Raw genomic sequence first — 12867 nt, 5'->3', positions numbered from 1 at the left:
ATTGTGCATCGAGCTTGACGAATATCGATGCAGTTCGCCATGTAAGTAGGCGATTAACAGACAATGGGTTTGTTCATACCTATGATTGGACAACAAATGACCGGGCTGTAACCATCGAGGATTTGCGAGAAATAGGAATCAAGGAAAAACAGGCAGTAATCAATGCTGATTTTCTTGTCGTATTGTTGCCCGCCGGCAAAGGGAGCCATATTGAGTTTGGCCTTGCACTCGGTCAAGGTAAAACGATTTATCTTTACTCACCTGATGACCTTATCGATAATTTTGAAACAACAAGTACCTTTTATCACTTATCAAACGTAGAGAAATGTACGGGTTCTATTGATGAGCTGATCGATACTATTACAGTGAAACAACTATTGGTTACCTGAACGTTTTGTCGCCAACACTGGATGATCTTGCGGATACAGGTATCAAAGGAGATGGGAAGTGTATGAAAGAAGGGAGTATTCGGCCGCTCGTTATTTGTATATTCCGTCAGGGTGATACCATTCTTGTCGCAGAAGGGTATGATCCGGTGAAAAAGGAACATTTTTATCGTCCGATCGGAGGCGGCATTGAATTTGGCGAGAGCAGCGAAGAAGCACTTATCCGGGAGATGAAAGAAGAACTAGGCGCAGATGTCACCGAACTTACTTATTTAGGGACACTGGAAAACATATTTACATTCAACGGAAGGACAGGTCACGAGATTGTTCGCGTCTATGATGCTTCCTTTATCGATGACTTATTCAACACGAAGGAATCGTTTGAAGGAATAGAGGATAACGGTCATGTTTTTAAAGTGCTACGACTTCCCATTCAGACGTTTCGGACAGGAAGAAAACGCCTTGTGCCGGAAAACCTATTGGACTTGCTTTCAGCCAATAGAAACGACCGCTAGCTATCCACCGATGAAGCGAATCTTCCGCAAAACCTGTACACAAACAGTGGCGGCCATTCAGCATTCCACTTCACCTCTATAGCCGCTGATCGACAAATCCGTACGACTGAAATTGAAGAATACAAGAAAAGAAGGTGAGCACGTGATTCCGATTGTTTATGACCAAGTCAACAGGTGGGCGAGAGACGATGAATTTTTCTTGGATCTGTTGCGGAAAGTGAACCCCGACCAGATTGCTGACCTAGGGTGCGGAACAGGAAGACTGACGACCCATTTTTCTAAAGCAGGCTATACGATCACTGCGATCGATCCTAACGAAGAGGCTCTTGAATACGCGAAGAAAAAAACGTATGCAAATGACGTGACTTGGATTGTCGGTGACAGCAGGCAACTGGAAGCAAGTGCGTATGATGCGGTAGTTATGACTGCGAATGTAGCGCAAGTATTCCTGACAGATGAAAGTTGGAGGCAAGTCGTTTCGGATGTTTATCGATCACTGAACCCCGGCGGACATTTTATTTTCGACACTCGCAATCCATTGGCAAAAGCGTGGGAACAGTGGGAAAAGGACTTAACGCCTGATGTTGCGAATGACATGACAACTGGAGATCCCCTTGAGATTTGGACAGATTACGAAGGCTTCGAAGGAGACGTCTTCACGTTCTACGAAACTGTAAAAACTGTTCATACTGGGGAAACACTAATACGGGAAAGGATGCAGCTGCGGTTCCGTACACTGGAAGAAATTCGCGAGTCCTTGCAAATGTCCGGCTTTTCTTCTATTGAAATATACTCGGACTGGCAGTTTGAACCAGCTACTGCAAAATCGCAATCTTTTATATTCCATGCAGTAAAATGATTCAAGAAACTACCGATTTTTAATCCTTTAAAGAAAGAAAGGAAGATGCGGCAATGAAGAAAGTCACTCCGTTTTTGATGTTCCAAGGAGGACAGGCAGAGGAAGCGATGAATTTTTATGTTTCCCTTATCGAAGAGTCAGGCATTACGAACATTGTGCGTTATGGAGCAGGCGAAGCGGGAGATGAAGGGACTGTCATGCGGGCGCTATTCCACCTGAAAGGTCAGGAGTTCATGTGCATTGACAGTAACGTGAGCCATGCGTTCGACTTTACGCCGTCCTTTTCCATTTTCCTAACGTGTGAGTCCGAGGCGGAGATCGACACGCTTTACGAAAAGTTGTTGGAGGGCGGGCAGGCGCTCATGCCGTTAGGTGATTACGGGTTCAGCCGGAAGTTTGGCTGGCTGAATGACCGATTTGGCGTTTCCTGGCAGCTGGATCTTCCTTTCGTCTAAATTGAATGAATACTTAAAACAGAATCAGACAGAGGAGGCCGTCCTATGGCAGACGTTTTACTTTTTCACCATGTACTTGGGCGTACAGCCGGGATTCTGCACTTGGCAGAAGTACTGGAACAAGCAGGACACACGCTTCACACCCCGGACCTGTTCGAGGGCAGAATATTTGAAACGATTGAGGAAGGCTTCGCTTTCGTGAAAGAGATAGGATTTGAGACTCTGATGGAGCGCGTTCGGCAGGCAGCGGAAGATGTGCAGCCGTCTGTCGTCTATGCCGGATACTCCCTCGGCGTGATGGCCGCTCAGCAGCTTGCCCAGACAAGAGCGGGCGCAGCAGGTGCCCTTTTTATCGCTTCGTGCGCACCTGCCGAGGAGTTTGGCGGTCCATGGCCTGCGAAACTTCCCTTGCAAGTCCATGGAATGAAGGAGGATCCGTTTTTCGCAGACGAAGGAGATCTGGAAGCGGCCCGGGAGATAACCGAGACATCGGACAGTGGTGAACTGTTCCTCTATACCGGGAACCAGCATTTTTTCGCAGATAACAGTCAGCCAGGCTACGACTCTGCTGCGACTGCACAGATGATCGAGCGGGTACTTTTGTTTTTGGAGCGATTGGACGACAAATAAGAGGAAGTCCGGGATACTCCTCTTCATTTCTTTACTTTTAAATAGGAAGGAGATTTGCCCAGTATGATCATACGAAGTTTTAGCTCCCAAGATAAAGCGCAAGCAGCACGGTTGTTTCATTTGTCTTTTGAAGAGGAGACTTTGCTTGAGTTGCTACAGGATAACAAGTGTGAGTTTGCGTTTTCAGCCGAGGTGCAGGGAAAGCTTGCAGCTGTCCTGTTCGGCTGGAAAAGCCGCTTTCATCCCCATTGCACGTATATCAAAACCGTGAGTGATCCTGAACTGGCAGATGATGAGTCGCTTAGCAGCCTTCTTGCGGAAGCGGACCGTTACGAGGCTCTTTCCTACCCATTGCAGACGTCCATCTGGGAAACAGCGCCCGGATTGAAATCTGTCTATACCGGAAATGGATTTACTGAAATCAGACGGACGTATATGCCGGAACTTCTCTTATCCCATGTGCCGTTGGAGGAACCGCCTGAAAAGCGACTTGACGGCCAGGCTGTACAATCGATTGCTGAACTGTCGGAAGACGCACGCATGCAAGTTGTTTCCTTAGCAAAGCGGATTTATGAAGAAACACATCAGGTGAATCCACCTGCCGACAGATCGGTTTCCGAATGGGAACAAGTCGTGTTTGCGGAAGACACCATTGAAGATGGAAGTTTCGTATGGATGGATACGAAAGCTGATGAAATCATCGCGTATTCGTTTCTTCACACCTCTGAAAAGGTTGGCGCTTATGAACTTGGCTGGTGTGGCTATATCAAGGAGGCGGATCCCTCCATCCTTTCTGAACTGGTGAGGCACCAACTTTATTACGCAGCGATACATCATATTCACACACTTATAGGAGAATTCGATACAACGGATCCGTATGCGACGGAAGTGCTGAAGCGGTTTCCATTCGCGCCTTGCGCGACGTTGATTACATACCAGAAAAAAGTTGTACCGTTAAAAGTTTTTGAGTGAACTTATTGAAAGCTATCGGGTTCTTGAAATGTAAATGAGAGGGCAGGACAAGCGACAACAACTAGCGGGAGGTGACTGCAATGAAACATGCATTAGTCGTCGGCGGAACCGGCATGTTATCAGGTGTATCCCAATGGCTGGTATCTGCCGGTTACCATGTCTCCATCATTGCTCGCAGCGCCGAACGAATGAATGAGCTGGTGAAAAGGGTAAGTAATTCAGAACGGGTTACCCCTTTGCTCGTCGATTACAAAGACGATCTTCTGTTACGCATGAAGATAAAGGAAGCCATTCACCAAAACGGCCCCATTGGGACTGTCGTTGCTTGGATTCACTCTGACGCTGTATCTGCTCTTCCGCTGCTTCTGCAGGAAGTTTCAATGGATTATGACAATTGGGAGTTATACCACGTTCTTGGCAGCCAGGCGAATGCGGAGGAGGTCAAACGAAGCTTGATTGTGCCTGCTAACTGTTTGTATTCGCAAGTGCAACTGGGCTTTGTGCTCGACAATGGCCATCCTCGCTGGTTGACTAACCAGGAGATTTCCGATGGTGTGCTGGATGCGATCCGGCAGCGGACGGAACGGATGACTGTGGGACAAGTCGAACCGCATACTGATTGGCAATGAGCGGTTCATTTTCTGTATATATGAAAGGAGTGTTCAGCCAATGAAAACACGTGTGACAGAAATTCTGGGCATCAAGTATCCCATCGTCCAGGGAGGGCTTGCGTATTTGGCCTATGCGGAACTTGCGGCAGCAGTATCGAACGCAGGCGGTCTCGGACAGATTACGGCGGCTACATTGAGGACGCCTGAAAGGCTGCGGGAGGAGATCCGGAAAGTCCGCACGCTGACCGATAAACCGTTTGCGGTCAATTTCGCGATTGCCAGGCATGACGGTAAGTACGAAGAGCTGCTGGAAGTGGCGATCGAGGAGAAGGTGCCCGCCATATCGATCACAGGCGGCAATCCGAAGCCTGTTTTTGAGCGGCTCCGCGACGTGGACATGAAAACGCTCGTGCTTGTTGCAGGCGTCCGGCAGGCGCAGAAAGCCGAGGAGCTGGGGGCGGACATCGTCATGGCGGTCGGCCAGGAAGGCGGCGGGCATCTGGGACGCGAAGATATCGGTACCGTCGTGCTAACACCTCGTGTCGCTGACGCGGTTTCCATTCCCGTCCTGGCAAGCGGCGGCATCGGTGACGGACGCGGCCTGCTCGCTGCATTTGCGTTAGGCGCGGAAGGAATTGAAATGGGCACGCGGTTCATCGCGACTCAGGAATGCGTCCATGCGCACGATGTCTACAAGCAGGCGATTGTCGAGGGGACCGAGACGGATACGGTCATTATCAAGAGGACTCTTGGCGCGCCGGGACGCGTGCTGAAGTCCGAGTTTACGGAAGGCATCATCGAAAAAGAGAAACAAGGTGCCGGCTACGAAGAACTGAAAGAATCGATCAGCGGAAAAGCAAACTGCCACTACATCCATGAAGGCGATGAGACAGCCGGTTTCGGGTGGGGCGGCCAGGTGATCGGACTGATCGATGACATTCCGACGGTTCAGGAACTCTTTGACAACATGATTCAGACGGCGGAAACCGGACTGGCAAGGCTGACGGGTATTGTCGGGAAGCCCAATTGATCGGAACAGATAGGAGGCAGCTGTTGTGAAGCCATTCATTCACGTGCGTCAAGACAGTCCATTATTGGACACGCCTGTGTGGCTGCGTGCAGGTAATCTTACACCGGGCGGAGTTTTCACGATTCATGCCGCCATGTATGACAACCTCGGCACGAAATGGGAATCATCTGCGAAGTACAGAGCAGATGGCAACGGGGAAATCGACTTGGCAGCTGCAGAACCGCTGGCCGGCTCGTATTCGTCTGCCGATGCGGCCGGTCTGTTTTGGTCTATGACACCTGTGCCGAATGCCGAGCGTCGGGAAAGAACACCTTTAAAGGCGCTCGTAACGGAATTCACTTTGATGAATGAGGGAAAAGTTCTGGCTTCTGAACCGGTCAGCCGTCAGCTGGTTGCTCCGGGAATTGAGCGGCTTCCTGTCCGCGAAGATGATCTTATCGGCACGTTCTTTCGGCACGCTGCAGGCGATCTGCGTCCGACAATCGTTGTCCTCGGCGGTTCCGAAGGCGGCTTGAGGGAAAGTACAGCCGCCCTGTTAGCTTCCCATGGATTTAATGCATTGGCGCTCGCTTATTTCGGTCTGGAGGGACTGCCGGAAGAACTCGTCAACGTTCCGATCGAGACTGTCGGCAGAGCGATCGAATGGCTGCGCGGTCAGCCCGATGTCCAAATGGGGAAGCTCGGAGTTGTCGGTACGTCAAAAGGTGGAGAACTGGCCCTGTTGAGTGCTTCTTTTTTCCCGGCAATCAAAGCCGTTGCTGCCTTCGTGCCGAGCGGCGTGGTCTACCCGGGCCTTGGACGGACACCGGGATCATCTTGGCAAGTGAACGGGGAGCCCCTTCCTTTTGCATATGGAAAGGTGCCGGATGAAGTCACTGCAGACGTACAGCGGGCGAAACGGCAGAATACTCCGATTTCCTGGCGGGATACATACAAGTACTGGGAAACGGGAGAGACTTCCGCTGAAATTCCAGTGGAACGAATCAAAGGCCCGGTCCTTTTACTATCCGGCGGGGATGACCGATTATGGCCGGCAGATTGGCTGTCTGAACGAGTGATTGACCGGTTGAAAAGATACCATCATCCTTTCGATGCCGTGCATAACTGCTATCCGGATGCAGGCCACTCGCTCGGGGTACCGGGTATGCCGACGAGTCAATCTGCCGTTTCTTCCTATGGAAACGGGATGACGCTTTCGCTTGGAGGCACACCGGCAGCGAATGCCGCCGCACAATACCGGGCATGGCACGAATTGGTCCATTTTCTTCAAACACATCTGGCGGGGAATCCGGCTGCCATGAGCAACTCACAAAGGTTAGGAGGAGGCACACATGCCATTGCAGATCCGCAAATGTAAGGAACACGAAACGCCGCCGATGGAGCTGCTGCTGCTGGCAGACCCTTCACTGGATATCGTTGAAGAGTACGTCGGCAGGGGGAGCAGCTACATTGCTGAACTCGACCAGCAGCCAATCGGCGTCTATGTGCTGCTGCCGACACGGCCCGGAACTGTAGAGCTTGTGAATGTGGCTGTGGCCGAAGAGCATCACGGCAAAGGGTTCGGTAAACAGCTCGTGCTGGATGCTGTGCAGGAAGCGGCGAAAAGAGGCTGTCAAACACTTGAAGTCGGGACAGGCAATTCAAGCGTCAGCCAGTTGGCCCTCTATCAAAAATGCGGGTTTCGGATAGTGGGAGTGGATCAGGATTTCTTCATCAGGCATTATTCGGAGAAAATCATGGAAAACGGCATTCACTGCCGTGATATGATCCGGTTGTCGCAGGATTTGTAGTTTCATATAATTTCATATTAGGAGGAGTTCCATGAAATTTATTCTTATTTTTGGTCCTCAAGCTGTCGGCAAAATGACAGTCGGCCAAGAGTTGGCTAAGAAAACTAATCTAAAGCTCTTCCATAATCATATGACCATCGAGCTGCTTGAACCTATTTTCGGTTTCAGTCCAAGTCTTTGGAAGTTATCTACCCTTTTCAGAAAAGAAATTTTCAAAACAGCTGCTGCTAGTAATATTTATGGCTTGATTTTCACGTATGTCTGGGCTTTTGACCAGCAGGAGGATTGGGATTTTGTAAATGAAATATGTGATATTTTTGAATCTCAAAAAGCTTCTCTTTATTTTGTAGAGCTAGAAGCCGGGACAGACACACGCCTGGAGCGTAATAAGTCATACAACCGGCTTGAACATAAGCCTTCGAAAAGAAATGTTGAATGGTCCGAGAAAGAATTACAAGCATCGATGGCTCAATACAGGTTGAATTCTCATGAAAACGAGATAGAAAAAGAGAACTACTTGCGAATCGATAATACAGATACAAGTGCAGAGCAGGTAGCCGCATTCATTAAGGATAATTTCCGACTATAGAATGAATTAGCGGTGTATAGGCTTAATTAAATATCAGGGGGACAACATGACCATACCTATCATTTTCGACATAGACGGAACGCTATTTCAAACCGATACGATTTTGGAAAATGCTCTGGAAGACACGTTCCAGCATTTGCGTTCCTTACAAAAATGGCAGGGGGAAACGCCTCTTGCTCAATATCGGGACATTATGGGTGTGCCGCTTCCGCAAGTTTGGCAAACACTGCTGCCTGATCATTCCCTTGAAGAACGATCATATACGGATGCTTATTTTCTTGAGCGGCTGATCGATAATATACGCTGCGGGGAGGGGGCACTGTATCCGAATGCTCTGGAGGCTCTCCGCTTTTTGAAAGAACAAGGATGTTCGATCTTCATTGCGAGCAATGGATTGGTTGAGTATTTGAGTGCAATTGTGCACTATTATGCGCTCGATACGTGGGTGACGGAGACGTTCAGCATTCAACAAATCGACTCATCCAGTAAATCGGATCTTGTCCGGGCAATCATCGAGAAATACAGCTTGGCTGATGCCGCCGTTGTCGGGGATCGTCTGTCGGATATTAACGCAGCCAAGGACAATGGACTGACGGCGATCGGATGCCGGTTTGACTTCGCGCAAGAAGATGAACTGGTCCATGCCGATATCGTCATCCGTGATCTGCTCGAGTTGAAAGGCATTATCCCTCAACTGAGCCAAACCGTTTCATTGGAAACCAAGGGATGAAAGCCTATGCTTCCAACAAGGATAGCGGACACGACGGCTGAATCCTCAATTCCATCTAAGGGAGGAAATACATATGTTTACTACCATTGTTTTTGACGTTGACGGAACACTGATCGACTCGGAAGAAGCTATTTTGAATTCACTTCAGAAAGTACTGCAGGAAGAAGGACATGCGTACTCACAGGACGATTTACGGTTTGCCCTCGGAATTCCGGGCATGGACACACTGAAACAGCTGGAGATTGCCAATCCTGAACGCGTCCTCGCGACGTGGTCGGAGACAGTGCTGGAGTTCTCGGACAGCGTGCGGCTGTTTGAAGGAGCGGCGGAAGTGGTCGCACAGCTGGCGGAGAGTCCGCTGCGCTTAGGGATTGTCACCTCGAAAACGGCACAGGAAGTCCGCCATGAATTCGACCCGTTCGGACTGAGCCCTCACTTCGATTGTATCGTTTCGGCGAGTGACACGGAAAAGCATAAGCCTCATCCGGACCCGCTGCTGCGGTGCCTGGAAACACTCGGTGCTGAGAAGGAAGGGGCGCTTTACATCGGCGACTCGATCTATGACATGCAGTGCGCACACAGCGCCGGCGTCCCCTTCGCGCTTGCGTTATGGGGATCCAAAACGACGGAACGGTTCGAAGCGGCAGATTACATTTTAAAGCAGCCGGTGGATGTGCTGGAGCTGCTGAAATTACACGAGGAGGAATAAAGATGATTGAATTACACAGCAGTGTCGCAAAAGTGCAGGAAACCCTGCGTCAGTCGGGGTTTGACAACCAAGTCGAGCAGCTGCCTGACAGTACACGGACGGCGCAGGAAGCAGCCGATACAATCGGCTGTGAAGTCGCACAGATCGCCAAGTCGATCATCTTCCGGCTGAAACCGTCTGACCGCCCGGTACTGGCGGTCGCAAGCGGCGTCAACCGCGTCAGCGAGCAACTGGTGGAAGCCCATGTAGATGGCAAGCTGGGTAAAGCGGATGCAGCGTTCGTGAACGAGCATACCGGATATGTCATCGGCGGCGTTCCTCCGATTGGCCACAGCGAGCCGATCGTGACGTTCATCGATGAAGACCTCTTCCGGTTCCACTGCATCTGGGCAGCGGCCGGCCATCCGAAAGCCGTGTTCCAGCTGACACCTGACGAATTGGCGGGTATGACGAAAGGGAAGGTTATCCGGGTTGTTGCAGAATAATGACAGGGGAGGCAGCGTATGGAGTATACGAATAGTTACACGTATTTCGGTATCGACAGCAGGGGAGTGATTGATCACCGGGGACTTGTCGCAACGGCGAAAGGCCGGTTCGATCCGCAGGCAATCACCAGTCTGCTCAGGCTGCAGCCCTTCCGCTCACATGCGTACGGAGAGCAGCGCAAGAACGGCTCAATCTTCTTGTTCTCAAGCTGGTCCGCAGTGCGGTCATCTGCCGGAAGGCTGGACGCCGAGGCGCAATGCCTGGAAATAGTCCGAATCCTGGAAGATAAGATTGCAATGCTTCGGAAGATCAAAAAACAATACGAGGTTTCGTTTTCACTGGTGATTGTGCCAAGTATACACGGAGAGGAACCACCGCTGCTGCGGTTTCCTGAAGAAGTGATCCGGTTCTGTTACGAGACGGGGACTGAAATAGAAGTGGATATGTATATCTATCCGGTAGACAGCCCGGTTGCAATGCAGGGAAGGGGAGACACTGATGGAATGGACGGTATATGAAAACACTGATGATTTCGCAGAGATAGGCATGCCGTTCCTGCGGCAGCATGAAGACAGTCTGAGCCTGATGCAAGGAGTGTCAGAAGCGATCCAAGCGGGGAAGTATCCGGAATACTTTCAGGCTACAGTGGAAGAGGACGGCCGTTTGACGGCATTGCTGCAGATGACGCCGCCGCATCCACTTCAAGTCGTCCTGACCAGGGAAACCCGGACAGAGGATGTTATCGATACAATCGTGAGCGGTTTGACAGATAACGGTGTCCATCCGTCAGGTATGATCGGTATGAACACTTACGTTCGTCCCCTGGCAGAAAAATGGGCGGGGACGACCGGTCAATCCATCCGAGTCGCGATGGATCAGGGGATTTACCGGCTCGACGAAGTGACGACTGGGCTTGTCCCCAGTCCAGGCCGGTTCCGCTATGCAGAGGAGCCGGATCTTCCGCTCGTCGAAAAATGGTTCACGGAATTCGAGCAGGATTGCGGCCTGCCCATGTCATTGAAGGAAGTCGCCCGGGACAAAGCCGCTCAATTCGTCGGAAACCGGGAAGTCTTTCTATGGGTAGACGGCGGAAGAATCGTGTCCATGATGAAAAAAGCGAGGCCGACAGCGCACGGCGTCACGGTCTCACTCGTATACACGCCGAAAGAGGAACGCCGGAAAGGCTACGGCCGCACGATGGTCGCCGCCTGTTCTGCGGAACTGCTGAAGGAATATGACTTCTGCGTCCTGTACACTGACCTCGCCAATCCGACATCCAACAAAATCTACCAGGAGATCGGCTACCGCCGGATCGCGGATTCTGTCCACTTGGTGTTTGAATAAGATTTATAGAACCCTGTAGAACTCTCTTCACTTTGCAATGACTTCCAATACAACGGGTAACAATAAAAGGAATGGCGGAGTGCATGCCGAGAAGCAGCTTCAGAGGGGGCTTACTTTGCAATCGGGCCATTCAGTCCGATAAAGACAAAACTAGTGGAGGTAAGGAGTATGAATCAAGCTGCACAGACATACTGGAATGAATATTGGGGGAATCAAGAGAAACCGCAATCTGTTAGTGCATGGCATTTCGGGGCTTCCCCTGATTACCTTGCAGGCTTAGTAGCAGAAGGCATTAAGACTGCAACATGTTCAGGCCACATTTTCTATGAACTCGAAAACGAACCACTCCCAACAACGGAAGATTACAATATTATTTTAAATAGTGAGGATAAGCCCGTAGTAATCACTAAGACTGTAGAGGTTATGATAACTCCAATGAATAAGGTTAGTGAGGAGTTTGCTATTGCGGAGGGCGAAGGTGATAGGACTTACCGATATTGGTGGGAAGCACATGAGGAATTTTTTAGAAATGAACTAATTTCAATTGAACGTGAATTTTCGGAGGATATGCTTCTTGTTTGTGAACGCTTTGAAGTAATTCATGTAAATGATGAACAGCCGGTCGAGTCTTAAGCAAGAGAGGGGCGCAATTGCTGCCAAACAAATCACGCCAATATCGCACACGGGCCAGTTGGAGCAGCAACTAATAAAAAACTTGGAGGTATAGAATGAAACAATTGGGGATGTTATACTTTTTCTGCGGGAAAATGGGCGCAGGAAAATCAACTAAATCAAAACAAATGGCAGTAGATAAACATGCAGTATTATTATCTGAGGATGAGTGGCTTTCATCTCTTTATCCCAATCAAATCGAATCATTTGAGGATTATCTAAAGTTTTCGGCGCAGATTAAACCGTTGGTGAGAGACCATGTCCAAAATATGTTAAGCGTCGGTACAAATGTAGTCATGGATTTTCCAGCTAACACTCAAAAGCAGCGAAAATGGTTTTTAGATATGGTGTTAGATGTCAATTCTGGCCATCAACTAGTCTACCTTAATCTAAATACCGAGCAATGTTTACGCCAAATTGCACGAAGACGTAACGAACAACCTGAAAGAGCTGACTTTGACACGGAAGCGGTGTTTACTCATGTTACTAATTTTTTTGAAGCACCAGAAGCGTCTGAGGGTTTAAATATTTTAGAGTTTAGAGAAGAAGAATAATCAGGATTTCAATACAATATTGTGGTACATTTCAACAAAAGAGAGCAATTGTTTAGAAGCAAATGCCCCAATATCGCAATCGGGCCATATCGTGGGATAAGAGAGGGGCAACCTTGTGTTGCACCTTGATGCACCCATAACTATCTTTACTTTAACATCTTGCTCCAATAATACTGGGAGAAGGAAAGGAGATGAACACTATGATTTTCGGCGAACGATTGAAAAGGGAAAGAGAAAAAAGAAATTGGTCACAAGTTGATCTCGCTGAAAAAATATATGTTAGTCGTCAGTCAGTTTCAAAATGGGAAACTGGTAAAAATTATCCCAGCATCGAAGTGATAATTGAATTAAGTAATCTGTTTGATATCACTATCGATGAATTATTAAGGAGTGATGAGGATTTGACGGAAAAGATAATTCAAGATAGTAAGCAATTGAAGTTTGTGGATTTGAAAGCTTATTTTATGTATTTGGCAAGTAGAAAATGTATGTTTCGGCAATTAAAAATGTAGGTCCTTGCCAATCATCTTGTTTT

18 protein-coding genes and 1 pseudogene are annotated in these 12867 nt (G+C 49.1%); all 19 read left to right on the top strand.

The window, feature by feature from the left end; all coding sequences use genetic code 11:
• Window positions 1–14 precede the first annotated feature (14 nt).
• A complete protein-coding gene (locus NFU03_RS05795) occupies window positions 15–389 on the top strand; it encodes a group-specific protein (RefSeq protein ID WP_309296254.1) in 375 nt (124 codons plus the stop codon).
• A 62-nt stretch (window positions 390–451) separates the two neighbouring features.
• On the top strand, window positions 452–901 hold the full coding sequence (locus tag NFU03_RS05790) for an NUDIX hydrolase (protein WP_251636937.1): 450 nt from the start codon (window positions 452–454) through the stop codon (window positions 899–901).
• Between the two features lie 142 nt (window positions 902–1043).
• Window positions 1044–1760: a class I SAM-dependent methyltransferase gene (locus NFU03_RS05785; RefSeq protein WP_251636935.1), complete on the top strand. Its 717-nt coding sequence runs from the start codon at window positions 1044–1046 to the stop codon at window positions 1758–1760.
• A 53-nt stretch (window positions 1761–1813) separates the two neighbouring features.
• Window positions 1814–2215 carry a VOC family protein gene (locus NFU03_RS05780; protein WP_251636933.1) on the top strand — a complete coding sequence of 134 codons (402 nt, stop codon included), beginning with the start codon at window positions 1814–1816 and terminating at the stop codon, window positions 2213–2215.
• A gap of 45 nt (window positions 2216–2260) precedes the next feature.
• Window positions 2261–2845, top strand: coding sequence for a dienelactone hydrolase family protein (locus tag NFU03_RS05775; protein WP_251636931.1), 585 nt, complete (start codon window positions 2261–2263; stop codon window positions 2843–2845).
• 63 nt (window positions 2846–2908) lie between these two features.
• Entirely contained in the window at window positions 2909–3817 is a 909-nt protein-coding gene (locus NFU03_RS05770) for a hypothetical protein (RefSeq protein ID WP_251636930.1), read from the top strand.
• A gap of 80 nt (window positions 3818–3897) precedes the next feature.
• Window positions 3898–4446, top strand: a complete 549-nt coding sequence (locus NFU03_RS05765) for a short-chain dehydrogenase (RefSeq protein ID WP_251636929.1) — start codon at window positions 3898–3900, stop codon at window positions 4444–4446.
• A 40-nt stretch (window positions 4447–4486) separates the two neighbouring features.
• Entirely contained in the window at window positions 4487–5458 is a 972-nt protein-coding gene (locus tag NFU03_RS05760; RefSeq protein ID WP_251636928.1) for an NAD(P)H-dependent flavin oxidoreductase, read from the top strand.
• Between the two features lie 25 nt (window positions 5459–5483).
• Window positions 5484–6815, top strand: coding sequence for an acyl-CoA thioesterase/bile acid-CoA:amino acid N-acyltransferase family protein (locus tag NFU03_RS05755; RefSeq protein WP_251636927.1), 1332 nt, complete (start codon window positions 5484–5486; stop codon window positions 6813–6815).
• On the top strand, window positions 6790–7248 hold the full coding sequence (locus tag NFU03_RS05750) for a GNAT family N-acetyltransferase (RefSeq protein WP_251636926.1): 459 nt from the start codon (window positions 6790–6792) through the stop codon (window positions 7246–7248). The genes NFU03_RS05755 and NFU03_RS05750 overlap by 26 nt, the downstream gene beginning before the upstream one ends.
• Window positions 7249–7279: 31 nt before the next feature.
• Window positions 7280–7837: an AAA family ATPase gene (locus NFU03_RS05745; RefSeq protein ID WP_251636925.1), complete on the top strand. Its 558-nt coding sequence runs from the start codon at window positions 7280–7282 to the stop codon at window positions 7835–7837.
• Between the two features lie 46 nt (window positions 7838–7883).
• The gene (locus NFU03_RS05740; RefSeq protein ID WP_251636924.1) at window positions 7884–8567 is read left to right on the top strand and encodes an HAD family hydrolase; all 684 of its coding nucleotides are present in this window, start codon (window positions 7884–7886) and stop codon (window positions 8565–8567) included.
• Window positions 8568–8640: 73 nt separating this feature from the next.
• Window positions 8641–9276 (top strand): HAD family hydrolase, encoded by a 636-nt coding sequence (locus NFU03_RS05735; RefSeq protein ID WP_251636922.1) that lies wholly within the window; start codon window positions 8641–8643, stop codon window positions 9274–9276.
• 2 nt (window positions 9277–9278) lie between these two features.
• Window positions 9279–9761 carry a YbaK/EbsC family protein gene (locus tag NFU03_RS05730; RefSeq protein WP_251636920.1) on the top strand — a complete coding sequence of 161 codons (483 nt, stop codon included), beginning with the start codon at window positions 9279–9281 and terminating at the stop codon, window positions 9759–9761.
• Window positions 9762–9779: 18 nt separating this feature from the next.
• On the top strand, window positions 9780–10280 hold the full coding sequence (locus NFU03_RS05725) for a DUF4279 domain-containing protein (protein WP_251636918.1): 501 nt from the start codon (window positions 9780–9782) through the stop codon (window positions 10278–10280).
• Complete coding sequence (locus NFU03_RS05720; RefSeq protein ID WP_251636916.1) at window positions 10261–11106, top strand: GNAT family N-acetyltransferase; 846 nt, start codon at window positions 10261–10263, stop codon at window positions 11104–11106. Before NFU03_RS05725 ends, NFU03_RS05720 begins: the two co-directional genes overlap by 20 nt.
• Before the next feature lie 168 nt (window positions 11107–11274).
• Complete coding sequence (locus tag NFU03_RS05715; RefSeq protein WP_251636913.1) at window positions 11275–11739, top strand: ASCH domain-containing protein; 465 nt, start codon at window positions 11275–11277, stop codon at window positions 11737–11739.
• 95 nt (window positions 11740–11834) lie between these two features.
• Window positions 11835–12332, top strand: coding sequence for a P-loop nucleotide/nucleoside kinase family protein (locus NFU03_RS05710; RefSeq protein ID WP_251636909.1), 498 nt, complete (start codon window positions 11835–11837; stop codon window positions 12330–12332).
• A gap of 200 nt (window positions 12333–12532) precedes the next feature.
• Window positions 12533–12796 (top strand): annotated as a pseudogene (locus NFU03_RS05705) (helix-turn-helix domain-containing protein); the annotation flags it as partial.
• Window positions 12797–12867 lie beyond the last annotated feature (71 nt).

Source organism: Sporosarcina sp. NCCP-2716 (genome assembly GCF_023707985.1).
In the GTDB taxonomy this organism is placed as follows: domain Bacteria; phylum Bacillota; class Bacilli; order Bacillales_A; family Planococcaceae; genus Sporosarcina.
This window is presented reverse-complemented; position numbering and strand designations above follow the sequence as displayed.

What these genes read in the sequence shown, in the direction of transcription:
- NFU03_RS05710 (WP_251636909.1), top strand. Translation starts at nt 11,835, where the DNA reads ATGAAACAATTGGGGATGTTATACTTTTTCTGCGGGAAAATGGGCGCA.
- NFU03_RS05725 (WP_251636918.1), top strand. Translation starts at nt 9,780, where the DNA reads ATGGAGTATACGAATAGTTACACGTATTTCGGTATCGACAGCAGGGGA.
- NFU03_RS05770 (WP_251636930.1), top strand. Translation starts at nt 2,909, where the DNA reads ATGATCATACGAAGTTTTAGCTCCCAAGATAAAGCGCAAGCAGCACGG.
- NFU03_RS05730 (WP_251636920.1), top strand. Translation starts at nt 9,279, where the DNA reads ATGATTGAATTACACAGCAGTGTCGCAAAAGTGCAGGAAACCCTGCGT.
- NFU03_RS05750 (WP_251636926.1), top strand. Translation starts at nt 6,790, where the DNA reads ATGCCATTGCAGATCCGCAAATGTAAGGAACACGAAACGCCGCCGATG.
- NFU03_RS05790 (WP_251636937.1), top strand. Translation starts at nt 452, where the DNA reads ATGAAAGAAGGGAGTATTCGGCCGCTCGTTATTTGTATATTCCGTCAG.
- NFU03_RS05745 (WP_251636925.1), top strand. Translation starts at nt 7,280, where the DNA reads ATGAAATTTATTCTTATTTTTGGTCCTCAAGCTGTCGGCAAAATGACA.
- NFU03_RS05720 (WP_251636916.1), top strand. Translation starts at nt 10,261, where the DNA reads ATGGAATGGACGGTATATGAAAACACTGATGATTTCGCAGAGATAGGC.
- NFU03_RS05765 (WP_251636929.1), top strand. Translation starts at nt 3,898, where the DNA reads ATGAAACATGCATTAGTCGTCGGCGGAACCGGCATGTTATCAGGTGTA.
- NFU03_RS05775 (WP_251636931.1), top strand. Translation starts at nt 2,261, where the DNA reads ATGGCAGACGTTTTACTTTTTCACCATGTACTTGGGCGTACAGCCGGG.
- NFU03_RS05760 (WP_251636928.1), top strand. Translation starts at nt 4,487, where the DNA reads ATGAAAACACGTGTGACAGAAATTCTGGGCATCAAGTATCCCATCGTC.
- NFU03_RS05735 (WP_251636922.1), top strand. Translation starts at nt 8,641, where the DNA reads ATGTTTACTACCATTGTTTTTGACGTTGACGGAACACTGATCGACTCG.
- NFU03_RS05780 (WP_251636933.1), top strand. Translation starts at nt 1,814, where the DNA reads ATGAAGAAAGTCACTCCGTTTTTGATGTTCCAAGGAGGACAGGCAGAG.
- NFU03_RS05715 (WP_251636913.1), top strand. Translation starts at nt 11,275, where the DNA reads ATGAATCAAGCTGCACAGACATACTGGAATGAATATTGGGGGAATCAA.
- NFU03_RS05740 (WP_251636924.1), top strand. Translation starts at nt 7,884, where the DNA reads ATGACCATACCTATCATTTTCGACATAGACGGAACGCTATTTCAAACC.